Here is a 21910-nt window from a genome sequence, read left to right on the forward strand (position 1 = left end):
CGAATGGGAACAGCTGTGCAGCTCGCGGGCAAGGTCGTGGCCATCACCGGCGGAGCACGCGGCATCGGCCGGGCCATGGCCACGGCGTTCGCCGCCGAGGGCGCGAAGGTCGCGATCGGCGATATCGACAAGAAGCTGTGTGAGAACACCGCCGCCGAGATCGGCAACGGCACCATCGGCCTGCCGCTCGATGTGACCGACTACGGCAGCTTCGAGGCCTTTCTCGACACCGTCGCGGCCACCATCGGGCCCGTCGACGTGATCATCAACAACGCGGGCATCATGCCCATCACCCCGTTCGGGGAAGAGTCGCTGGAATCCATCCAACGTCAGCTCGACATCAACGTGCGCGGCGTCATGTGGGGCAGCCAGCTGGCCATCAAACGGATGAAGCCGCGCGGCGGTGGTGTGATCGTCAACATCGCCTCTGCCGCAGGCAAAATGGGCGTGCCGGGGCTCGCGACGTATTGCGCGACGAAGTGGGCGGTGGTCGGCCTCTGCGAATCGCTGACCCTCGAACTCAAGGACGACAACATCTCCGTTGTCTGCGTGATGCCCGGCGTGGTCAACACCGAGCTGGTGGCGGGTCTCGAGGAGCACTGGCTGCTGGGAATCGTTCAGCCCGAAGACATTGCCGCCGGGGTCCTCAAAGCCGTGCGAAAGGGCAAGTTCCCCGTCATGGTGCCCAAGAAACTGGGCCCACTGCTGCGCACGACAGCCATGCTGCCCCGAGCGCTGTACGGGCCCGCGGCACGATCGTTGGGAATGGACCACTTCATGCTCGATGCGCACGGCACGTCGGCACGCGCCGCCTACGAGGACCGTGCCAGCCACAGCGAGCCCAGCGCCGAATAGTTAGGAAGCAATCAGATGCCGATCGCCATCAACAGTGAGCACGTAGCTCTCGCGGACTCGGCACATGCGTTCGTCGAGCGCGTTGTGCCGACCACACTGCTGCACGAAACACTTGAGACGCCATTGCCGTGGCCGCCACCATTCTGGAAGGGCGCCGCCGATCAAGGTCTGACGTCCGTACACCTCGCCGAATCCGTTGGCGGCCAGGGATTCGGCGCGCTGGAGCTCGCTATCGTGGTGGCCGAGTTCGGTCGCGGTGCGGTACCCGGGCCGTTCGTCCCCTCGGTGATCGCGAGCGCGCTGATCAGCGCCCACAACCCCGATCACCCGCTGCTCGGCGACCTGGCATCCGGCGCGTCCATCGCCACCTTCTCCGCCGGCTCGTCATTCACCGCCACCGCCACCGCCACCGCCTCCGGTGACGGCCTGGCCGTGGACGGGCAGGCCCGCTCGGTGCTGTCGGCGGCCTCCGCCGCCTATATGGTCGCCCCGGCGACCGTCGGCTCCGATCGGGTGTGGGTGGTCCTGAGCGCCGATGACGTCACCCTTGACCCGCAACAGAGTGTTGACCCGCTGAGGCCGGTCGCGCATGTGACGGCAACAGAGGCGCTGGTTCCCGCGGACCGCGTGCTGACCAACCTCACCGACACCCGCGCCACCGCCATCATCTCCACCATCGTGTCGGCCGAGGCCGTCGGCGTCGCCCGTTGGGCCACCGATGCCGCATCCGAATATGCCAAGGTGCGTGAGCAATTCGGCCGCCCCATCGGTCAATTCCAGGGCATCAAACACAAGTGCGCCACCATGGCGGCCGTCACCGAGCGCGCCACCGCGGCGGTATGGGATGCCGCGCGCGCCCTCGACGATGCCGACGAGTCGGCGGGCGTCGTGGAGTTCGCGGCCTCGGTGGCCGCGACCCTGGCTCCGGCCGCCGCCCAGCAGTGCGCGCAGGATTGCATTCAGGTGCACGGCGGTATCGGTTACACCTGGGAACACGACGCCCACATCTACTACCGCAGAGCGCTGGGTCTCATTGCCGCCCTGGGTCGTTCCGGCAGCGCACCGGCCACAGTGGTCCGCACGGCCGTCGAGCACGGTCTGCGCAAGGTCGACATCGATCTGGCGCCGGAAACCGAGGCCCTGCGTGACGAGATCCGCGCCGAAGTCGCCGCGCTCAAGGAAATCCCGTCCGGGAAGCGCAACGCCGCGATTGCCGAGGGCGGATGGGTGCTGCCGTACCTACCCACGCCATGGGGACGCGCCGCCTCTCCCATCGAGCAGGTGATCATCTCCCAGGAGTTCCTCACCGGAAAGGTGCGCCGGCCCCAGCTCGGCATCGCGACCTGGCTGGTGCCGTCGATCGTCGCCTATGGCACCGAGGAGCAGAAGGAACGGTTCCTGCCTCCGACGTTCCGTGGCGAAATGATGTGGTGCCAGCTGTTTTCCGAGCCCGGCGCCGGGTCGGATCTCGCCGGTCTGTCCACCAAGGCGGTCAAGGTAGAGGGCGGCTGGCGCCTCACCGGCCAGAAGATCTGGACCTCGGTGGCACAGTTCGCCGATTGGGGTGCCTGCCTGGCCAGGACCGACCCCAGCGCCCCTAAGCACAACGGCATCACCTACTTCCTGGTCGATATGAAGAGCGAGGGTGTCACCGTCAGGCCGCTGCGCGAGATGACGGGCGGCGCGCTGTTCAACGAGGTCTTCATCGACGACGTGTTCGTGCCGGATGAGTTGGTGGTCGGTGAGGTCAACCGCGGCTGGGAAGTCAGCCGCAACACGCTGACGGCGGAACGCGTTTCGATCGGCAGCTCCGACCTGCCGTTCCTGGCCAGCCTGGACGACCTGGTGACCTTCGTCGGCGGACACGAGCTCAGCGAGGTGGCCCGCGATCGGGCGGGGCAGCTCATCGCCGAAGGGCACGGCGTGAAGCTGCTGAACCTGCGCTCCACCCTGCTGACCCTGGCCGGCGGGGACCCGATGCCCTCGGCAGCGGTGTCCAAGCTCCTCGGCATGCGTACCGGGCAGGGATACGCCGAGTTCGTGGTGAATCACTTCGGACAGGACGGTGCCATCGGCGATTCCGAACAGGAGCAGGGCCGCTGGGCGGACTATCTTCTAGCTAGCCGTGCCACCACCATCTACGGCGGCACCTCCGAGGTGCAGCTGAACATCATTGCCGAGCGACTGTTAGGACTGCCGCGTGACCCGTAATACCGCTACCGAGACCGCGTGGCGCCAGCGCGAGGACTTCTTCACCGCCCTCGACGGCACCCGAATCGGGTTCTCCGACACCGGAAACCGCTCAGCCCTCGTCACCGTGCTGTTCCTGCATGGCTGGACCCAGAACCGCGAGGCGTGGGATGACGTCGCGGGTCCCCTGCATGAGCGCCATCCCGAACTGCGCATCGTCGCGCTCGACCACCGGGGCCACGGCAAGTCCGATCCAGCCCCGGGCGGAACCGTGAACGTGCCGCAGCTCGCCACGGACGCCGCCGACTTCATCAAGGCCGAGATACCCACCGGCCACATCGTGATCGTCGGCCACTCGATGGGCGGCATGACCATGATGGGTCTCGGGGAGTATCACGCCGACCTGGTGGCGCAGCGGATCTCCGGCGCCGTATTCGTGGCGACCTCCGCGGGCCGGCTCCTGCATCGGTTGCGGGTCGTGCCGCCGGTTTTCGAGGTCGTCAAGGCGGTGATTCTCGGTGTGGTGGCGCAGGGCTGGTTCCTGCAGCAGGGCTACCTCATGCGCCCCATCATCTCGACACTAGTCTTCGGCCGTGACCCACGGCCCTACGACGTGAGCCGGGTCTGGGACCAGATCCGCTCGGGTACGCCACGCAGTTACAAAGACGCCGCCGAGAGCATGGTGCTGCACGAGGACCTGACCGAGGGCCTCAGCGCCTACCGCGGTAAGCCCGCCGCGGTGCTCGCAGGCTCTCGCGACTTCCTCACTCCGGCAGGCGACTCCCGCATCATCGCGGCGGCGCTGGAGACCAACGAACTGCGCACCTACCCGGGCTCGGGACACATGTTGCCCAACGAGCGCGCCAGTGAGGTCGTCAACGAGATCGTGACGGTGCTCGAGGCCCTGGGTGCCGAGCAGGAGACCCGGGCTACCCGAGAATCCACCGGCTAGCTGTACCGGTCTTGAAGTCGCTGCAAGGTGGCCTCAATTCCCTTGGCGTTAGCCTTGATGAAGCCGGGTAGCTTGTAGTTCAGCAGGTTTCGGATGGCCCCAGCGCTGCGGAAGTCGAAAGTCTCGGTGACACGGGTGCTCGTCGGTGACAGCGCGACAAACTCCCAGCGCCACCGGTGCCCCAGGGGATGGCGCCATTCGACGACCGCGTCGGGATCGAACTTGGTGACGGTGCTGGTGATGCGGTACGGAAGTCCGAACATCCGCATCCCGGTGGAAAAGCGCGAGCCGACCTCCAGATGGTCGGGCGTACGGATGTTCTGGCCGACCGTGCCCGACCCGTCCAGTTCGTGATGACGGCGCGGGTCCGCCACGATGCCGAACAATTCCGTTGCCGGAGCAGATACCTCGACCGAGCGACTGACCTGCTGAGGTCCCGCGTCAATTACCGATACAGCCATACCTACCCCTTTCCTCTGGCGGAGAAACCTAGAGCCGTTCGACCTCGACCGTCACACCCTGAGCGGCGCGCAGCCGTTTCAACAACGGATCGCCCATCGCGGCCGCGGGTGTCAAAACCCCCAGCCGGTCCGGCAATTCGGCGCGGTCGAGCGCGAGTGTCAATCCGCTCTCCCCGAGCAGTACCGCGGTGGCCTTGTATCCGGGATCGCCTTCTTGGGCGATGACCGCGCGATACCGCACGCCCTCGGTTGTGGTGGTGTAGGTCTCGACGCGGTAATGGCCCCGCTCGCGGGTGCGTTCACTCGGCCCGGTGCCCGGCTTCGGAAGTAGCCGCTGGGAAATGAATTTGGGCATCGGCACGCGTGTGCCCAATCCGAAGCCAACCGCCAGCGCACCGGTCACGGCCGCCGCCGCCACCGGGGCGACCACCGAACTGCCCAGGCTCATCGCCTCGCGGTACCGCATCCGGGTGCCATACGCCCAGTCGAGCAGTGCGTTGCTGCGCCGCACGATGCGGGTGTTGACCGGCCCCATGAAGAACGCGCCCAGCCACTTGCCCGCCAGTTCGGGTGCGACGGATTCTCCTCGGAGCGTTTGAAACTCGCGCTGTCGCCCTATTTCGGGTTCGGCGGGACGATCCGGGCTCAGCGAGTAGGGATCCTGGGAGTTGCGCCGCACCTCCGGATCCTCGGCACTGGCCTCCATCACCTCGACCATCGACGCGGCAGTGCCGCCGCTGACGCCGCCGCGGAACTTGCTCAACACATAGGTGGTCTCCAGCAGTTCGCCGGTGCCGTCCTCCTGCGCCTGCCGGTACAGCGCATACACACTCAAATCCGATGGAATGGAGTCGAACCCGCAGCAATGCACGATCCGGGCGCCGGTGTCGGCGGCCTGCTTGCCGTACACGTCAATGCTCTCCCGGACGAAGTTGACCTCACCGGTCAGGTCCGCGTAATCGGTGCCCGCCTCGGCACACGCCGCCACCAGCGGCAGCCCATACTTGGTGTACGGCCCCACCGTGGTGAGAACCACCTGCGTGGACGCCGCCATTGCCGCCAACGTCGCAGGCCGCGTCGTGTCTGCTTCGATCAGCGGCCAGTCTCGTGCCGCTGGGCCGCACGCATCACGCACTGCGGCAAGCTTTTCGGTGCTGCGGCCGGCCAGCGCGATCCGCGCGCCGGTGGCCTCCACCCGCCCGGCCAGATACAACGCCGTCAACTTCCCGACGTATCCCGTCGCCCCGTACAGCACGATGTCATGGTCCCGGGGCGTAGACGAGCCACTGGGGCGAAGACCGTCAGACACGCCCTATACCTCCAGCTCGCGCAGCTGGCGCTTGAGGATCTTTCCGGATGGATTGCGCGGCAAGATATCCAGGAAGATGACGTCGCGCGGGACCTTGTACCTGGCCAGGTTCTCGCGCACGTAGGCGCGGATCCCGTCGGCATCCACCGACGACTCGGGATGACGGACCACGAACGCGCGCAAGCGCGCTCCCCACTCGGGGTCGTCGACACCCAGGGCGGTGGCCTCGACCACCTCGGGATGGCCGCTGATCAGGTCCTCGACCTCAGCCGGAAAGACGTTCTCGCCGCCCGAGACGATCATCTCGTCGTCACGGCCCGAGACATACAGCAGCCCGTGCTCGTCGAAGTAGCCGACGTCACCGCTGGACATCAGTCCGTCGATGATCTGCTTGTGTCCACCACCGGTGTAGCCGTCGAACGGGATGGCATTGCTGACGAAGATCCGACCGACGGTGCCCTGCGAGACCGGCTTGCCTTCGTCATCAAGGATTTTCACGGTCGCGCCCTTGACGACGGGGCCCACCGTGGAGGGGTTGATGGCCAAGTCCTGCGGGCGGGCGATGGTGGCGAAGGCGACCTCGGTGGATCCGTACAGGTTGTAGATCACCGGCCCCAGCGTGTCCAGCGCGCGAGCGGCGAGCTCGCCGCCGAGTTGCGATCCCGACACGAAAACGATGCGCAGCGAGGACAAGTCGGGCCGCGTGGGCAACTCGTCCAATGTGTTCAACAGGCGGTTGAGCATCACCGGCACCACCACGATCGCCGTTACCTTGAACTTCTCGATATCGGTAAGCACGTTCTCGGGCTTGAACTTCCGGTGCAGGATGAGCGTGCACCCCAGCGTCAGCGCCAGGCTCTGGTGCAGGTACCCCAGCGCGTGGAACATCGGGGCCGGCACCGATGTCACCTCTCCCGAGCGGAACGGCACGTGCGAGAACATGCCCCCGACGGGAGCCAGGGTCAACGCCAGCTTGCGCGGGGCGCCCTTCGGCGTGCCGGTGGTGCCGCTCGTCAGGATCACCAGCGACGAGTACTTCGACGGGCGGGGCGCCGGTGAGGTGCTGTTGCGCTTGATGACCGACGCGATGGTCTCGTCGGTGGATGCGGGCTGATCGGGACTGTCCGGGTTGGTCGGCAAGGCCATGATCCGGCCCAGCTCGGGGCTGTACCCGTCCAGGAACTCGGCGTACTCGGCGTCGTAGATGAGCACGCGCGCGCCCTCGCGTTCGGCGACCTCCTTGGTCTGCGGTCCCGAGAAGTCGGTGTTGAGCAGAATCACCCGGGCACCGGCCCGGTGAGCGGCGTAGTTCGCGATGATGAACCAGCGGTGGTTGCGCGCCAGGATCGCGACCCCATCACCGCCCTTGATGCCGAGTCGGCTCAGGCCGTGCGCTAGGGCGTTGACACTGTCGTTGAGCTCGGCGTAGGTGAGCGAACCCTCGTCGTCGATGATCGCGGTCCGCGACGGGCTGCGGTGCGCACCGAACGCGGGCACCGCGCCGATCTCGCCGAACCGATAGAAGTCGCGGACTATCCCCGCAAGCACGTTCGGCGGGTCCAGTTTGAGCATGCCCGCCTCGATGACCTTGCGGAGATAATGCAGCTCAGCGCCACCGCGCTTCGCAAGAGTCTGAAGTTTCGAGAAGAGCGGCCGTTCGGCGGTGATCGACATGTTCGACAGCCTATGTGACCTCCCTCTCAGCGGCACAGCCAACCGGTCGGTCGGGGGCAGGTCACCAAGTACACCCGGGAAAGTCGGTCTACAGCCCTACGATGGCGCCATGCCAGACCTCGTGCTGCAGGTCGCGGGGCGTGACGTCACCATCACGCACCCCGACAAGGTCGTCTTTCCTCCGGGAGACGGCACAGCGGGCATCACCAAGGCTGATCTGGTCCAGTACTACCTCGATGTCGCCGACGGGGCGCTGCGCGGAGTGCGTGACAGGCCGATGATCCTGAAGCGATTCGTCAAGGGAATCTCGCAGGAGGCGGTGTTCCAGAAGCGCGTCCCCGAGAAACGCCCCGACTGGATCGCCTCCGCCGAGTTGCACTACGCACGCGGCACCTCGGCCCGGGAAGCCGTGGTCACCGATGCCGCATCGCTGGCGTGGGTGGTCAACCTGGGTTGCGTGGACCTCAATCCGCACCCGGTGCGCGCCGACGATCTGGACCATCCCGATGAGCTGCGTATCGACCTCGATCCGGTGCCCGGGGTGCCGTGGAGCCAGATCCTCGACGTTGCGTTCGTGGTGCGCGAGGTTCTGGAAGACCACGGACTGACGGCGTGGCCCAAAACAAGCGGGTCCCGGGGTTTTCACATCTACTGCCCTGTCGCGGCGCGATGGACGTTCCGGGAGCTGCGACTGGCCGCGGAAACAGTGGCTCGCGAGGTGGAGCGCCGCGCCCCGGAGCTGGCCACCAGCCGATGGTGGAAGGAGGAACGCCACGGGGTCTTCGTCGACTTCAATCAGAACGCCAAGGACCGCACGGTGGCCTCCGCCTATTCGGTGCGTGCCACCCCGGACGCGCGGGTATCGACGCCACTGCGCTGGGATGAGGTGGCCCGCTGTCGTCCCGAGTCCTTCACCTTGTCGACGGTCCGGGAGCGCTTCGCCGACATCGGCGATCCGTGGCAGGGCATGGACGAGGCCACCGGCGGGCTGGATCGGCTGCTGGAGTTGGCGGCCGAGCTGGGGCCCGCCGAGAAAGCGCCGAAAGGCGCGACGCGAGATGGGCGCCGACAGTCGACGATGCCGTTGATCGAGATCGCTCGGACCAAGACCAAGCCCGAGGCACAGTCGGCGTTGGAACAGTGGACCTCCCGGTATCCCGACACAGCGAAACTCCTTGAACCGCAGGATGTTCTGATCGACGGCATGCGCGGCCCCAGCTCGGTCTGGTACCGGGTGCGGATCAATCTCGTGCACGTTCCCGAAGCGCAGCGGCCCGCACAAGAAGAGCTGATCGCCGATTACTCGCCGTGGGGTTAGCCTTCTTGCGGAGGCAGGGCAGCCAGTGAGATGGCGCCCATCGCGACAGCGGCGAGCGCCACCCCGGTACCGAGCGTCGAGCTGAGCTTGCTGATTTCCCCTCGACGGCCCGCCGCCGCCAGCGCCACCGCGTCGACCGCATCGGTCAGTACGTTCAGTTTCAGGAACGTCCTGGGCGCTGCAAATGCGTCGAGGCGGGCCAGGCCGAGCGCCAGCAGTGCGTTGCGGATGCCGAACATGCGGCCCATGGGCACGGTGGCCGTCCCAGCGACCTGTATCCCGAAGACCCGAAAGAACACGTGCGGCGTCAGCAGGCTGCTCGAAGCGACGACGCTTCGTCCCACGATGAACATTTTCAGGGGGGTTGAGCGGCGGGGCTGCTGTGCGGGCATGAATCCTCCTCGTCGAGTTCTGCCGATAAGGCGCTGCCGTACAAGGCAATCAGCGCATCGAACAGATGTATACCGATTGGTATACTAGGCGGAGCTTTCGGCACCTGCAAGACCGGAGAAGAAAGGGGCGTCCGGCTCTTACGAAGGATCGGTGGGCAGCTGCGCCTGCTCTCGGTACAGATCCATCTCCGCGCGCAACGCATCGTCAAGCGCGCGGTTCATGGCGGAATGCGAGGTATGCGTCGCCGCGCGCCGCATCGTCGCGATAAGTTCTGTTGCCCAAGCGAGTTCGTCGTCGGTGGAGGGCACCCAGCCGGGCCCACGCTGGCGTGCGACCTCGTCGCGCGCGGCACCGATGAGCACCCGCGCGGCGTCGTCGAGCTTCTCGTTGGTTCTCACGTGGATGTCGGCGAGGTCGGTCACCCTCATTCCCAGGGAGATCAGTGCCGCGAAGTTGTCGATGGTGTCCAGATCGGTGACGAGATAGAGATCCGAGCCATCGACAGGCTGAATCAGCCCGGCTTCGACAAGGCGCGTCTGAGCCGCCGCGTCGATCGGGCCCAGTGTCTCCTCGAGCTCTGCCAACGAGAGTTTTCCCTGAGCCGCATTCGAGAACCGCTTCTCCAGCAGGCCCTCAAGATCCGACAGATCGAGTACATCGGCGAGCTGGGCACCTCGCTGCAGTCCACTGAGGAATTTCGTGATGTGTTTGAGCGTGAAACCCTCGCTGAGTAGCCGATTGATCGCCTTCAGCTGCCGCAGATGCCAATCGTTGTAGATGGCTGTCCTGCCCCGACGCAACGGCCGGGGCAGGAGGCCCCGTTCTTGATACCCACGAATGTTCCGGGTCGTCGTCCCCGATGCCCGCGCGAGGTCGTCGATCCGGTACTCGGTCATGGTTTCGAAGCTGGCCCTGTCAGTATCGGTTCGTCACTGGCGGTCGAGACAGTGATTTTATAGTCCTGCAGGTCGAATCTCTTGAGTTGGTTGACATACTGCGTGGCGAATCCAGGGAACATGGTCGCGTTGAAGCCGTCGTCGGTGAGATACCAGCTTTGGCACCCCGAGTTCCACGTGGTGGATTGCAGGCGCCGCTGGATGTCCTGGTTGTAGTCCTCCTGGATTTCGGGACGAGGCTCCACCGATTTCCACCCGTTGCTGATCAACGCCGCGATCGCGTCGGTGATGTAGTTGATCTGCGCCTCCATGTACACCAGCGCCGAGCTGTGCCCAGGCCCCGAATTGGGGCCGAAGGTGAGGAACAGGTTGGGATAGCCCGCTACCGCCACGCTGCGGAAGGCATAGGCCCCGCCCGCCCACTCGGTGGCCAGGTCCCGTCCGCCGATGCCGGCAACCGGGAAGGGCGTGCCGGCCTTGCACACGTCGAAACCCGTTGCGAACACGATGCAGTCGAAATGGTGCTCGATACCCTCGACGGTGCGGATACCTTTCGGCGCCAGTTTGGCGATGGGCCAGGTGACCAACTTGCAGTTCTCTGCCTGCAGTGCGGGGTAGTAGTCGCTGGTCATCAGCAGGCGCTTGCAGCCGGCCGAGAAATCGGGCTTCAGCTGACGACGCAGCCACGGATCCTTCACCTGCATACGGCGGTGCGCGGAGCTGACCGCCTCGACAATGCGGGTGAAGGGGGTGTCCCAGACGACGCCCATCGCCACCGACTCATGTCCCCAGAACCACGCGGCCCGTGCCAGCCGCTGGCTCAACGGCCACTTGCGGTACAGCTCCTTGAGCCGCCCACCCGTCGTGCGATTGACGCGCGGCAGCACCCAGCCGGGCGTGCGCTGGAACACCTTCACCATCTCGGCGTACTTCACCAGCTCCGGGATGATCTGGACGGCGCTGGCCCCCGTACCGACCACAGCCACCCGCTTTCCGGTGAAGTCATAGTCGTGATCCCAACGGGCACTGTGGATCTTGTGACCCTCGTAGCTCTCAAGGCCCGGGATGGCGGGGAAGCTCACATTCGCCAACGGACCGGAGGCCATGATGACGGTGCGGGCGCGCACCGGCTCCCGGCCCTCGAACTCGACGGTCCACTCCCCCGCGGCCTCGTCGTAGGTGAGCCCGATGACGTTGTGGCCGAAGCGGATATACGGTGCAAGTGCCGACGACTCGACCATCTGGTCGATGTAGCCCAGGATTTCGCCGCTGCCGGAATATGTGTGCGACCACTCGGCATTCGGGGCGAAGCTGTAGGAGTACAGCCGGGAAGGGATGTCGCACGCCGCCCCGGGGTAGGTGTTGTCGCGCCAGGTGCCACCCACCCGGTCGCCGCGCTCGAAGATCGCGAAGTCGTTGATTCCCTTGCCTTTCAGGCGGATCGCTGCACCGATACCGGCAAACCCGGCACCGATGATGGCTACGGAGATGTTCATGCTGGCTGCTTTCAGGCGACGGGTTCGTAGGTGAGTTCCTGGGACCAGGTGGGCTTGTTCTCCACCAACCGCATGGGAATCCTGCTGGTCAACTTGACGAGCAGGTCAGCGGTGATGTGGTACTTGGACTTGCGGTTGATCACCTTCATCGCATGCCAGGAGATGACGCGGTAGTTCGGGAGCCGCCGGACCTTCTCGTTGCGCTCGCCGACACTCTTGTACCGTTTCATCGCGCCGTAGAGGCGCTCCTCGTCGACACCCATCGCCACGATGTTGTCGCGCATCTTGTTGAGCAGCGGCACATAGCTCAGCACGCCGATCAGCAGGCTGGGCTTGAGCCAGCCACCGACGAACTCGATGAGCATCTTGCGCATCTTGGCATGGCCGAGGATGTCCATGACCTCGAAATCCACCGCAAGGTGCCGTGATTCGTCAGAGTTGATCCGCTTGAACGCTTCCTGCGCGATCGGGTCCTTGACCTCGTCGGTGATGAATTTGATGAGCGCACCGTCCAGGGCCACCTCCAGCATCGGGATGACCGTCCCGAGGAAAGACAGCGACATCCCGTCGGAGTATTTGTCAAGCCAGTTGATCACCAGCTGAACATTGATGCTCGGGGAAGGGATCTCGTCATTCTCGAGCATCCCCCACCGGCGCATCAAGGCGAGCTCGGCGTTGGCGTGCTTCTGCTCCTCGGCGTGGAAGTGCTCGTAGATGCTCTTCAGAGTCGGGGTCGGCGCCTTCTTGGCCAGGGCCGCGAATCCGCGTGCCCCGACATTCTCGATCCACATCAGATCCGCGATGAACGGCTTGAGCTTCGCGTGCAGCTCGGGCTCGATCAGCTCGGCACCGGGCGCTTCCCAGTCGATGTCGGCCAGCGCCCACTGCTTGTCTTTGATCATCTGCAGCATGTTGTCGAGATCCATTGCCATGGAATGTCTTTCCTTTCGGTGAGGTAGATACGACGCTCAGTCGGCGGGAAGGAGCCGGCCCAGCAGGCCGGCTCCGCGGGTATAGGGGGTCGGAAAATGCCGCTTGAGATGCCAGATGACATTCGCGTCGAACTGCGGCAACACATAGAGACGGCCGCGATCGTGCGCGTCGAGGGTCCGGACAGCGACCTTCTCCGGCGAGAAGCCGGTGAGCTCGATGATCCGGTCCAAGAGCCCCGATGCGCCGACCTCCACCCCCGTGAGTCGGCCGTCCTTGAAGATGTTCGTCTTGACAACGGTGGGGCACAGCACGGTCACGTTGATGCCGGTGCCACTCAGCTCGGCGGCGAGCGTCTCCGACAGCGACATCACCCCAGCCTTCGAGACGTTGTACGAGGCCATCGAGGGGCCTGCCGCGAACCCGGCCGCCGAGGCGACGTTGATGATCCCGCCACGCCCGGCGCCACGGAGCAAGGGCGTGAACAGCTCGCATCCATGGATGACGCCCCACAGGTTGATGCCCAGCGCCCAGTTCCAATCGTCCAGGCCGATCTCACCGACCGGCTTGCCGCCGATGCCGACGCCCGCGTTGTTGATCACCAGAGTGGGCGGCCCGGAGAAGAAGTCCTGCGCCTCGAGCACCAGTGCCTCGACCTGACTCCGCGACGCGACATCGCAGGTCACGGCGCGTGCACAGCCCGCAGAAAGCCGGTTGATCTCGGCAACGGTCTCCGCGGCCCGCTCGGCGTTGATGTCCGCGCACAAGACGAGGCCCCCGCGGCGAGCCAGTTCGACGGCGAACGCACGCCCGATACCACTGCCCGCGCCGGTGACCACGGCTTTTGCTTTCACCGAGATCGGTGGGCGTCGGAAGACGTCAAGGAGCCCCATGACGAAATAGGACAACAGCAACTGTGCCATTTGTCAATGGCACAGTTGATGATGACAATGAGGTGTTCACCACTCCGGAAGGAACGCGTATGCCGACGCAGGCCGCCAGCGCCCCCAGTGCCTACGCATTGGAAGTGCTCGACGTCATCACCGAGACTCCCGATGCGGTATCGATCGTGTTCGCACCCCCGCCGGATGCCCGGGCGGACTTCGCCTACAAGCCCGGGCAGTTTCTGACCCTGCGCGTGCCGGCCGGCGCGGATGCCGAGGCTGTGTCACGGTGCTACTCGCTCTCCAGCGCACCGGATATCGACGAGCACCTCAAGGTCACCGTCAAACGCACCACCGGAGGCCAAGCCTCGAACTGGCTCTGCGATAACGCACACGCTGGCATGGTGCTCGAATCATTGCGCCCCGCCGGAACATTCACAATGCGTGACGGCGCGGCGATTCCCTTGTTCGTCGCGGCCGGCAGTGGAATCACGCCGATCATGTCCATGATCCGCACGGTGCTCTCCACCGCCGCGCAGGATGCCGTCCTCGTCTACGCCAACCGGGATCGCGATTCGGTGATCTTCGATGCCGAGCTGGCGGCGTTGCAGTCAGCGCACGGGAGCCGGCTGACCGTCGTGCACTGGATCGAGGCCGAGGTGGGGGTGCCCACCGCTGACGGTCTGCGCGCACTCCTGCCCTCCCCCGGTACCGGAACAGTTGCATATCTCTGCGGCCCAGCCGCTTTCATGGATGTGGCGTCGGTCGCGCTCGGTGATATCGGCCTGGCACGCGAGGACATCCACCGCGAGGTCTTCGTGTCGCTGAGCGCCGATGCGTTCGCCGCCGCGCCCGCATCCGTGGACGACCCAATCGATTCGGACGCGGTGAGCGCCACCGTGGAGATCGACGGCGACACCCACCAGATCTGCTGGCCGAGATCGCAGATCCTTTTGGATGTCCTTCTGGGACTGGGCATCGATGCGCCCTACGTATGCCGCGAAGGCAATTGCGGTGGCTGCTCCTACACCCTGCGCGACGGTGAGGTGACGATGCAGGTCAACGACATTCTCGACGACCACGAGCTGCGCCACGGCGTGCGGCTGGCGTGCCAGTCCCTGCCTCAGACGGGCAAACTCACCATCGCCTTCGACCGCTAGGCCCCACTACCAGTGGTGGCCGCGCCCCCGATCGCGGTACCACTCAACAAGATCAGGATGGTCGATCGACCGCGGATCCAGGGACACATCGGTGCGACCGGCCAGCACGCCGCAGATGGGGACCTCGAGCTTCTTGCCGGTTCGGGTGTGTGGGATTCCGGGTGCCTCGATCACTTCGTCGGGCACGTGCCGGGGTGAGAGTCGCGCGCGAATCTCCCCGGCGATTCGGGCACCCAGGTCGGCGTCGAAGGTGTGACCCGGTGCCATGGTGACGAACAGCGGCATCCAATAGGCCCCGTCGGGACCGTCGACGCCCAAGACGAATCCCTCGGCGATCTCGTCCATCGACTCCACCACCTCGTAGATGTCCGCCGAGCCCATCCGGATTCCATTACGGTTCAAGGTCGCATCGCTGCGGCCGTGGATGATCAGCGACCCACGTTCGGTGACGGTGACCCAATCGCCGTGGCGCCAGACTCCCTCTGCACGACCATCTGCCCATTCATGCTCGAAATAGGCAGCCCGATAACGCGATCCATCGAGATCGTCCCAGAATCGGATCGGCATGCACGGCATGGGTTTCAGGATCACCATCTCGCCCACCTCTCCGATGAGTGCGCGGCGATCGGGCGACCAGCTCTGCAGGTCCACACCCAGATAGCGGGCGGGCAATTCACCGGGGTACGCAGGAACTCCCGGAGTGCCACCGGCGAAGGCGGTACAGACGTCGGTGCCGCCCGACAGTGAGGACACCACCGCCCCGACATGTGTACCCACCCATTCGAACAGATCGGCAGACAAGGGAGATCCGCTGCTACCCAACGTTGTCAGCCTGCTCAGGTCATGTTCGGCAGCCGGTTCCAGCCTTGCCTTCTTGGCGGCTTGCAGATGCCCGGGGCTGGTGCCGAAATAGCTCACCTTCTCCGATTCCAGCAGTGCCCACAGCCGATCCGCATTGGGGTACAAGGGATGTCCGCTGTAGCAGACCACGGTGGCGCCGACCAGCAGCCCGCTCAGCCGAAAGTTCCACATCATCCACGACAACGCGGTCTGCCAGAAGAACACGTCACCCGGCCCCAGGTCACAGTGCAGCCCGACACCCTTGAGGTGCTCCAGCAGCATGCCGCCGTGGCCGTGCACGATGCCCTTGGGTTTGCCTGTCGTACCCGAGCTGAACAGCACCCAGATCGGATGATCGAAGGGCACCATCTCGATGGCGGGGTCTTCTCTGCCGGCGGGTAATTCGACCAGCAACGCGGGGTTTCCGGGCAGCAGACCATGCAACTCGGCGGTGTCGGCGGTCTTGTCCACCCAGCGACCGTTGTACCGATACCCGGGGCAGGAGATGAGCACCTTGGGGTTGAGCTGACCCAACCGGGCGGCCGCTCCCTCGGGGGCATAGTCCTGGCCGCATCCCGACCAGATGGCGCCCACGGAGGCGGTGGCCAGGAAGGCCACCATCGCGTCGGGCACGTCCGGCAGGTACGCGACCACGCAGTCACCGCGACCGACCCCGAGACGACGCAGCTCCGCAGCCACCGCCGCGATCCGACCCGGAAGTTCACGCCAGGTGATCTCGGTGCGCTTCCCCTCCTCGTCGACGCCCACGATGGCGGCACCGTCTTGATGTGCGTGACGCAGGACGGGGCTGACGTAGTTGAGCTCTGTGCCCGGAAACCATTGCGCTCCAGGCATCACCGGGTTGACCAGTACTCCCGTGTCACCGTCGCGCAGGCCTCGACCGGGAACCTCGAAAAACTCCCAGAGCGCGCGCCAGAACTGGGGAACAGCGTCGACGGACCAGCGCCACATGTCCGTATAGCCGTCCGGCGAGAGCGCATGGCGCTGCGATACATGGTCGACGAATCGCTCGTAGGTGCTATTTCCCATGCGACTGTCCCGGCTCCCGCAGTCCAAGCAGTTCCATGGCTTGCGCGCGCATGTCTACCTTGCGCACCTTGCCCGTCACGGTCATCGGAAAGCTCTCGACCACGTGGACGTAACGCGGAATCTTGTAGTGGGCAAGGCGGCCGGAGGCGAAGGCGCGGACGGCGGCCACATCGAGGGCCACTCGGTCCGCCCTCATCCGGACCCACGCGCACAGCTCCTCGCCGTACTTCTCATCGGGCACCCCGACCACCTGGACGTCCTCGATGTCGGGATGGGTGAGCAGGAATTCCTCGATCTCACGCGGGTAGATGTTCTCGCCGCCGCGAATCACCATGTCCTTGATGCGCCCGATAATCGCGCAGTAGCCGTCTTCACGCATCACGGCAAGATCCCCGGTGTGCATCCACCCCTCGGCATCAAGCACCTCACGGGTGTGATCCTCGTCGTTCCAGTAGCCGAGCATCACCGAGTAGCCGCGCGTGCACAGCTCTCCAGAATGTCCACGTTCCACCGCTTCTCCCGAGCCCGGATCCACGATCTTGACCTCGATGTGCGGGTGGACCCTGCCGACGGTCGTGGTGCGACGATCCAGGTCGTCGTCGAAGAGCGTCTGACAAGAGACCGGTGAGGTCTCTGTCATGCCATACGCGATCGCGACTCCCGTCATGTGCATGTCGTCGATGCACCGCTTCATCACCTCCACCGGGCACACCGATCCCGCCATGATTCCCGTGCGCAGCGACGACAGGTCGCGCCGCGCGAAATCGGGGTCCGCGAGCATGGCGATGAACATGGTGGGCACCCCGTAGACCCCCACGCAACGCTCATGCTCGATCGCCTCCAGCGTGCGCACGGGATCGAACCCCGGCGCCGGTACCACGATGGTGGCGCCGTGCGTCGTACATCCGAGATTGCCCATCACCATTCCGAAGCAGTGATAGAAGGGCACCGGAAGACACAGCCGGTCACCGGCTTCGAGGTGGATCGACTCCGTCACGAAGTAGCCGTTGTTGAGCACGTTGCGGTGTGACAGCGTCGCAGCCTTCGGATAACCCGTTGTCCCCGAGGTGTATTGGATATTGATGGGGTCGGTGTTCGACAGCTGCGACATCCGCTCGCGCAACGCGACCTCGGTAACCTGCTGGGCTCCCGCCACCAACTCGTCCCAGTCGGCGGTACCGATGAACACCACGTGCCGCAGTGCGGGGACCTCCGGCCGTACCAGGTCCACCATCGCCACGTAGTCGGAGGACTTGAACGCCGTGGCACAGATCAGCGTGCTGACTCCCGAGTGATTGAGCGCATAGGCCAGCTCGTGCGTGCGGTACGCCGGATTGATGTTGACCAGTATCGCGCCGATCTTCGCGGTGGCGTACTGCACCAGAACCCATTCGGCACAGTTCGGCGCCCAGATCCCGACCCGATCGCCCGCCGCGATCCCCCGCGACATGAGACCGCGCGCAACGCGATTGACCTCGGCGTCGAGCTCGCGGTAGGTCCACCTGCGGCCGCCCGCGACATCCACGAGGGCATCGACATCGGGATGGGTGCGGGCCACGCGCTCGAAGTTCTCCCCGATCGTCTCCTCGATGATCGGGGAGACCGTCGGCCCGGCGTCATAAGACTTCATCGTCTCGCTTTCACCACGTACACCGAACACGAATGTATCGACTCGTCCGGTCCGGCACCCGGATTCCGGTCCGTTGTAACCGAACGTTTCTCATCCGCTCTGCCCGTCGGGCATGACGCTCAATTGGACGATCCGCTCAGCGCGCCGGAGCACGGGCGCGTCAATCATCGCCCCTTCGAACTGGAAGGCGCCACGTTCCTGCCCGGCCTGCTCAAGCACCCCGTGTGCCCACCGCAGCTGCTGCGGGGTCGGGCGGTATGACGCGCGAATGACGTTCACCTGGGTGGGATGGATGGCCACCTTGGCATCGAACCCGACGGCCACCGCATCGTCTGCCTCCGCACGCAGTCCATCGAGATCCTCGATATCCAGGTACACCGAGTCCAGCGCCGACCGGCCGAATGCCTTTGCCGCCAGCAGTGTTTGAGACCGCACGTGCTGTGCCACATCGCGATAGCCGCCGTCGGGCCACCGGTTCGCGGTACCCCACATGGCGGCGAACAGATCTTCGGCACCCCACATCGCCGCCACGACGTTATCGGGCCGCACCAGCTCCACGACGTTGAGCGCTCCCAGCGGGGTTTCCACGAGCACCACCACGTCCAGCGGCGTCAGTGCCGCGACCTGATCCGCATGCTCGCTCTTGGCCAACATCACGGTGGTGTACCCGGTCCGCGCCAACGCTTCCACATCGAGCGCGTGATCAGCGGTGCAGGCGGGGCTGAGACGAACCACCGTGCGCGCGGGATCGAGCGGGGTGCTGACGAGCGCCTCGCGGGCGGCGGGGCGATCGGTGGCGGCGACACCGTCCTCGAGGTCCAGGATCACCACATCGGCTGCCGCGGCAGCCTTTCCGAAACGCTCGGGGCGATCTGCCGGACAGAACAGCCAACCGGGCCCGGCGGTCAGCGGCGTCATGACAGCGACCCGTTGGGCCGCTTGCGCACCAAGGTTTTCCGTGACGCTGTGGCCACTACATCGCCGTGCTGATTCCTGCCGGTGTGCGCGAAGGTGACAATGCCTTCTCCGGGGCGGCTCTTGGATTCGCGCTTATCGAGCACCTCGGACTCCGCGTAGAGGGTGTCACCGTGGAACAGCGGCTTGGGAAAGGCGATTTCGGCGAATCCCAGATTCCCGACGATGGTGCCCTGGGTCAATTGCGCCACCGACAACCCGACGAGCGTCGACAGGGTGAACATCGAATTCACCAGGCGCTGGTTGAACGGCGGGAGCGCATCGGAGAACGCCGCGTCCAGATGTAAGGCCTGGGTGTTCATGGTCAAGGTGGTGAACAGGACGTTGTCGGCCTCGGTGATCGTCCGGCCGGGCCGGTGCAGATACCGCACCTCGGTCTCGAACTCCTCGAACCACAGACCGCGCTGCTCGACGATCCGCTTGCCGCTCACAATCACCTCCATACCAGGCCTGGCGTCCACTTGCCGGCGCACCGACACCATGGCTGAAAGCGATGTTGCACGGCAAGGATGCTGTACAAACCTCTCGCCGGGTGAACAACATGCGAGCCAAACGTCCATTCAGTGGACGCGTACTCTGAGCCGGGTGAGCGAGGCGCCGAGCGTGGTACATCGCACCGCGGCGCTGTTGCGCGCGGTCTCGGCCGACACCGGCACCGGCGTCAGTACCACCGAACTCGCCCGCCGCACCGACATCCCGCGAGCCACCGCGCACCGCCTGTTGGAATCACTGGCCGGCGAGGGGCTGGTGGAACGCGATGCCCGCTCCGGTCAATGGTTCCTGGGTCCAGAGATCTATGTACTCGGTGCCGCGTCTGCCCCTCGGTACAACATCACCGAGAAGGCGTCCGCCGATGTGGCGGCGCTGGCTCGGGAGACCGGTGAAAGCGCGTTCTTCTCACTGCGCCGTGGCGATCACACGGTGGTACTGCTGGGTGAGGACGGCGACTTTCCGATCCGCTCGCATGTGCTCTTCGAGGGCGCACGCTTTCCACTCGGGGTCGTCTCCTCCGGAATGGCAGTGCTGGCCCACCTGCCCGATGAGGCGATTCACGCATACCTGGACAGGGCCGACCTGTCATCGGAGTGGGGCAAGGGCTTTCGGACCGAGGCCGTGTGGGAGCGCATCGGTGCCACCCGGCAGACCGGCTGGGCCGTCAATCCCGGCCAGGTGGTCGAGGGTTCCTGGGGCATGGCCGCCGCGGTGTTCGACGCCAACCACAGTCCCATCGGCGCACTCACCCTCACCGGGATCGAATCCAGGTTCAACGCCGAACGCCAGCCCGTCCTGGGGCAACTGCTCCTACGCCACGCGCACCGGCTCAGCCGCACCGTGCATCGTTAGCGGCCGCGGCGCAGGACCGACGCGGCTTCGTGCACCGCCGAGGTGATTGCATGCAATGTCACGGACTCGAATTTCCAATGCTGCCAGTACAACGGCACATCGAGATACCGCCCCGGCGCCAGGTCGACAAGACCGTCCCGATCCAACTGCTCGGGCATCATTCCCCAGCCCAGTCCCACCCGAAGTGCCTCAGTGTTCCCCACGGTGGTCGGCACATAATGTTCGGGGATGACCAGATCTCGCCGAAAAAGCTTGCGCAGAAACTGATCCTGCAGGGCATCACGCCGATCCCACCGGATCATCGGAGCCCTCCGAACCTGGTCTATGCCCGCGCCGAGTAACCCGCCGGGCAGGTGGCGCTCGACGTACTGCGATGATGCCATCCCGAAATAGCGCATGGCGCCCAGCGATTCGGAGCGGCATCCCGCGATGGGTTTGGGCTCGGTGGTCACCGCGGCCATCACGACCCCCGCACGCAGCAGCTCGGCCGAATGATCCTGGTCCTCGATCCGGATATCGATGAGCACGCCATCGGGAATCCGCGACAACACCGAGCGCATCCAGGTGCCGAACGAGTCGGCATTCACGGCGATCGCGATGCGGATCGCGGTGTCGTCGACGCCCATGTCTCGCAGCGCCTCGCGCTCCAGGGTGCCGATCTGCGCTGCGAGCCGCATCAACGAGGAACCCGCATCGGTTGCCACACAGGGCTTTTCCCGACGAATCAGCACCTGCCCCACCGACTGCTCCAGCGCCTTGACACGCTGACTCACCGCCGAGGGGGTGATGACCAGCCGCCGGGCGGCAGCGTCGAAGCTGCCCTCCTCGACGACAGCGGCGAAGGCAACGAGCTGCTGCGAGTCCAGACTCACATTAGAGATTCTAATGCACCGTAAGAATCATTAGCTGGACTACATAACTGCACGTCCCTAGCGTCAGCATGGTGACCGTCCTCTTCCTCGGCTTCTTGACCGGAATGTCCCTGATCGCCGCCATCGGCGCCCAGAACGCCTTCGTGCTGCGCCAGGGCATCCGCAGTGAGCACGTCCTGCCGGTGATCGCGGTGTGCATCACCGGTGACTTCCTGCTCATCGCGGCGGGAATCGGCGGACTCGGCGGCCTGATCACCGCCACACCGAGCCTGCTCACCGTGGCCAAGGTGGGCGGTGCCGCATTCCTGATCGGCTACGGACTGATGGCCGCCCGTCGCGCACTGCGCCCCGGAGTTCTGGTGCCGGCCGAGTCCAACCCGGCCCGACTCGGTGCGGTGTTGTTGACCGCGTTGGCCATCACCTTCCTGAACCCACACGTCTACCTCGACACCGTGGTCTTGCTGGGCTCACTCGCCAACGCACACCAGGACGCCCGCTGGCTGTTCGGAGCGGGCGCCTTGACGGCGAGCGTCACCTGGTTCGTCGGGCTCGGATATGGCGCCCGGTATCTCGCCGGAGTGTTTCAGCGCCCGGGAACGTGGCGGGTGCTCGACGCCGTCATCGCCGTCGTGATGATCGCGTTGGGCCTCTCACTGGTCGTCTGATCACCCTTGCCGAACC

General features: G+C 65.4%; 20 protein-coding genes. 7 read left to right on the forward strand and 13 right to left on the reverse strand.

Annotation, left to right across the window (positions count from 1 at the left end):
- Positions 1-3 precede the first annotated feature (3 nt).
- The 3 genes from MYCSP_RS20635 to MYCSP_RS20645 are packed head-to-tail and all read left to right on the forward strand — an operon-like array spanning position 4 to position 3997.
- The gene (locus MYCSP_RS20635) at positions 4-855 is read left to right on the forward strand and encodes an SDR family oxidoreductase (protein WP_083014383.1); all 852 of its coding nucleotides are present in this window, start codon (positions 4-6) and stop codon (positions 853-855) included.
- A 15-nt stretch (positions 856-870) separates the two neighbouring features.
- A complete protein-coding gene (locus MYCSP_RS20640) occupies positions 871-3066 on the forward strand; it encodes an acyl-CoA dehydrogenase (RefSeq protein ID WP_088414967.1) in 2196 nt (731 codons plus the stop codon).
- Positions 3056-3997: an alpha/beta fold hydrolase gene (locus tag MYCSP_RS20645; protein WP_088414969.1), complete on the forward strand. Its 942-nt coding sequence runs from the start codon at positions 3056-3058 to the stop codon at positions 3995-3997. Before MYCSP_RS20640 ends, MYCSP_RS20645 begins: the two co-directional genes overlap by 11 nt.
- Here MYCSP_RS20645 and MYCSP_RS20650 read toward each other — a convergent pair.
- From MYCSP_RS20650 to fadD2, 3 genes are read right to left on the reverse strand one after another with little or no spacing between them, the layout of a single operon-like run.
- Positions 3994-4458: an SRPBCC family protein gene (locus tag MYCSP_RS20650; protein ID WP_088414971.1), complete on the reverse strand. Its 465-nt coding sequence runs from the start codon at positions 4456-4458 to the stop codon at positions 3994-3996. The genes MYCSP_RS20645 and MYCSP_RS20650 overlap by 4 nt on opposite strands.
- 28 nt (positions 4459-4486) lie before the next feature.
- Entirely contained in the window at positions 4487-5767 is a 1281-nt protein-coding gene (locus MYCSP_RS20655) for a saccharopine dehydrogenase family protein (protein ID WP_083014375.1), read from the reverse strand.
- Positions 5768-5770: 3 nt separating this feature from the next.
- Positions 5771-7441 carry a long-chain-fatty-acid--CoA ligase FadD2 gene (gene fadD2, locus MYCSP_RS20660; RefSeq protein ID WP_083014373.1) on the reverse strand — a complete coding sequence of 557 codons (1671 nt, stop codon included), beginning with the start codon at positions 7439-7441 and terminating at the stop codon, positions 5771-5773.
- Positions 7442-7562: 121 nt separating this feature from the next.
- Here fadD2 and ligD point away from each other — a divergent pair, with 121 nt between their 5' ends.
- Entirely contained in the window at positions 7563-8759 is a 1197-nt protein-coding gene (gene ligD / locus MYCSP_RS20665; protein WP_162266387.1) for a non-homologous end-joining DNA ligase, read from the forward strand.
- Here the strand turns inward: ligD and MYCSP_RS20670 are convergent.
- From MYCSP_RS20670 to MYCSP_RS20690, 5 genes are all read right to left on the reverse strand, one after another.
- Complete coding sequence (locus MYCSP_RS20670; protein WP_088414975.1) at positions 8756-9151, reverse strand: hypothetical protein; 396 nt, start codon at positions 9149-9151, stop codon at positions 8756-8758. The two genes, ligD and MYCSP_RS20670, sit on opposite strands and share 4 nt — an antisense overlap.
- A gap of 138 nt (positions 9152-9289) precedes the next feature.
- Positions 9290-10048 carry a MerR family transcriptional regulator gene (locus tag MYCSP_RS20675; RefSeq protein WP_083014368.1) on the reverse strand — a complete coding sequence of 253 codons (759 nt, stop codon included), beginning with the start codon at positions 10046-10048 and terminating at the stop codon, positions 9290-9292.
- A complete protein-coding gene (locus tag MYCSP_RS20680) occupies positions 10045-11544 on the reverse strand; it encodes a flavin-containing monooxygenase (protein ID WP_088414977.1) in 1500 nt (499 codons plus the stop codon). The genes MYCSP_RS20675 and MYCSP_RS20680 overlap by 4 nt, the downstream gene beginning before the upstream one ends.
- 11 nt (positions 11545-11555) lie before the next feature.
- A complete protein-coding gene (locus tag MYCSP_RS20685; RefSeq protein WP_016887021.1) occupies positions 11556-12476 on the reverse strand; it encodes a reductase in 921 nt (306 codons plus the stop codon).
- 36 nt (positions 12477-12512) lie between these two features.
- Positions 12513-13397, reverse strand: a complete 885-nt coding sequence (locus MYCSP_RS20690; RefSeq protein WP_088414979.1) for an SDR family NAD(P)-dependent oxidoreductase — start codon at positions 13395-13397, stop codon at positions 12513-12515.
- 59 nt (positions 13398-13456) lie between these two features.
- Here MYCSP_RS20690 and MYCSP_RS20695 point away from each other — a divergent pair, with 59 nt between their 5' ends.
- Positions 13457-14518: a ferredoxin--NADP reductase gene (locus MYCSP_RS20695; RefSeq protein WP_088415694.1), complete on the forward strand. Its 1062-nt coding sequence runs from the start codon at positions 13457-13459 to the stop codon at positions 14516-14518.
- Positions 14519-14524: 6 nt separating this feature from the next.
- Here the strand turns inward: MYCSP_RS20695 and MYCSP_RS20700 are convergent, their stop codons facing one another.
- The 4 genes from MYCSP_RS20700 to MYCSP_RS20715 all read right to left on the reverse strand — a co-directional run bounded on the left by MYCSP_RS20700 (position 14525) and on the right by MYCSP_RS20715 (position 19456).
- Positions 14525-16408 (reverse strand): acetoacetate--CoA ligase, encoded by a 1884-nt coding sequence (locus MYCSP_RS20700; RefSeq protein ID WP_083014358.1) that lies wholly within the window; start codon positions 16406-16408, stop codon positions 14525-14527.
- Positions 16398-18038 carry an AMP-binding protein gene (locus MYCSP_RS20705; RefSeq protein ID WP_088415695.1) on the reverse strand — a complete coding sequence of 547 codons (1641 nt, stop codon included), beginning with the start codon at positions 18036-18038 and terminating at the stop codon, positions 16398-16400. The genes MYCSP_RS20700 and MYCSP_RS20705 overlap by 11 nt, the downstream gene beginning before the upstream one ends.
- 90 nt (positions 18039-18128) lie before the next feature.
- On the reverse strand, positions 18129-18956 hold the full coding sequence (locus MYCSP_RS20710) for an HpcH/HpaI aldolase/citrate lyase family protein (RefSeq protein ID WP_088414981.1): 828 nt from the start codon (positions 18954-18956) through the stop codon (positions 18129-18131).
- Positions 18953-19456, reverse strand: coding sequence for a MaoC family dehydratase (locus MYCSP_RS20715; RefSeq protein WP_083014354.1), 504 nt, complete (start codon positions 19454-19456; stop codon positions 18953-18955). Before MYCSP_RS20715 ends, MYCSP_RS20710 begins: the two co-directional genes overlap by 4 nt.
- Before the next feature lie 142 nt (positions 19457-19598).
- On the opposite strand from MYCSP_RS20715, the gene MYCSP_RS20720 reads away from it, so the two are divergent.
- Positions 19599-20357, forward strand: a complete 759-nt coding sequence (locus tag MYCSP_RS20720) for an IclR family transcriptional regulator (protein ID WP_083014352.1) — start codon at positions 19599-19601, stop codon at positions 20355-20357.
- Here MYCSP_RS20720 and MYCSP_RS20725 read toward each other — a convergent pair.
- On the reverse strand, positions 20354-21229 hold the full coding sequence (locus MYCSP_RS20725) for a LysR family transcriptional regulator ArgP (RefSeq protein ID WP_083014350.1): 876 nt from the start codon (positions 21227-21229) through the stop codon (positions 20354-20356). The two genes, MYCSP_RS20720 and MYCSP_RS20725, sit on opposite strands and share 4 nt — an antisense overlap.
- 71 nt (positions 21230-21300) lie before the next feature.
- Here MYCSP_RS20725 and MYCSP_RS20730 point away from each other — a divergent pair, with 71 nt between their 5' ends.
- Positions 21301-21894, forward strand: coding sequence for a LysE/ArgO family amino acid transporter (locus tag MYCSP_RS20730; RefSeq protein WP_083014425.1), 594 nt, complete (start codon positions 21301-21303; stop codon positions 21892-21894).
- Positions 21895-21910 lie beyond the last annotated feature (16 nt).

The organism is Mycobacteroides saopaulense (genome assembly GCF_001456355.1).
GTDB lineage: Bacteria > Actinomycetota > Actinomycetes > Mycobacteriales > Mycobacteriaceae > Mycobacterium > Mycobacterium saopaulense.

What these genes read in the sequence shown, in the direction of transcription:
- MYCSP_RS20635 (WP_083014383.1), top strand. Translation starts at nt 4, where the DNA reads ATGGGAACAGCTGTGCAGCTCGCGGGCAAGGTCGTGGCCATCACCGGC.
- MYCSP_RS20640 (WP_088414967.1), top strand. Translation starts at nt 871, where the DNA reads ATGCCGATCGCCATCAACAGTGAGCACGTAGCTCTCGCGGACTCGGCA.
- MYCSP_RS20650 (WP_088414971.1), bottom strand. Translation starts at nt 4,458, where the DNA reads ATGGCTGTATCGGTAATTGACGCGGGACCTCAGCAGGTCAGTCGCTCG.
- fadD2 (WP_083014373.1), bottom strand. Translation starts at nt 7,441, where the DNA reads ATGTCGATCACCGCCGAACGGCCGCTCTTCTCGAAACTTCAGACTCTT.
- MYCSP_RS20670 (WP_088414975.1), bottom strand. Translation starts at nt 9,151, where the DNA reads ATGCCCGCACAGCAGCCCCGCCGCTCAACCCCCCTGAAAATGTTCATC.
- MYCSP_RS20675 (WP_083014368.1), bottom strand. Translation starts at nt 10,048, where the DNA reads ATGACCGAGTACCGGATCGACGACCTCGCGCGGGCATCGGGGACGACG.
- MYCSP_RS20680 (WP_088414977.1), bottom strand. Translation starts at nt 11,544, where the DNA reads ATGAACATCTCCGTAGCCATCATCGGTGCCGGGTTTGCCGGTATCGGT.
- MYCSP_RS20685 (WP_016887021.1), bottom strand. Translation starts at nt 12,476, where the DNA reads ATGGCAATGGATCTCGACAACATGCTGCAGATGATCAAAGACAAGCAG.
- MYCSP_RS20690 (WP_088414979.1), bottom strand. Translation starts at nt 13,397, where the DNA reads ATGGCACAGTTGCTGTTGTCCTATTTCGTCATGGGGCTCCTTGACGTC.
- MYCSP_RS20695 (WP_088415694.1), top strand. Translation starts at nt 13,457, where the DNA reads ATGCCGACGCAGGCCGCCAGCGCCCCCAGTGCCTACGCATTGGAAGTG.
- MYCSP_RS20700 (WP_083014358.1), bottom strand. Translation starts at nt 16,408, where the DNA reads ATGGGAAATAGCACCTACGAGCGATTCGTCGACCATGTATCGCAGCGC.
- MYCSP_RS20705 (WP_088415695.1), bottom strand. Translation starts at nt 18,038, where the DNA reads ATGAAGTCTTATGACGCCGGGCCGACGGTCTCCCCGATCATCGAGGAG.
- MYCSP_RS20710 (WP_088414981.1), bottom strand. Translation starts at nt 18,956, where the DNA reads ATGACGCCGCTGACCGCCGGGCCCGGTTGGCTGTTCTGTCCGGCAGAT.
- MYCSP_RS20715 (WP_083014354.1), bottom strand. Translation starts at nt 19,456, where the DNA reads ATGGAGGTGATTGTGAGCGGCAAGCGGATCGTCGAGCAGCGCGGTCTG.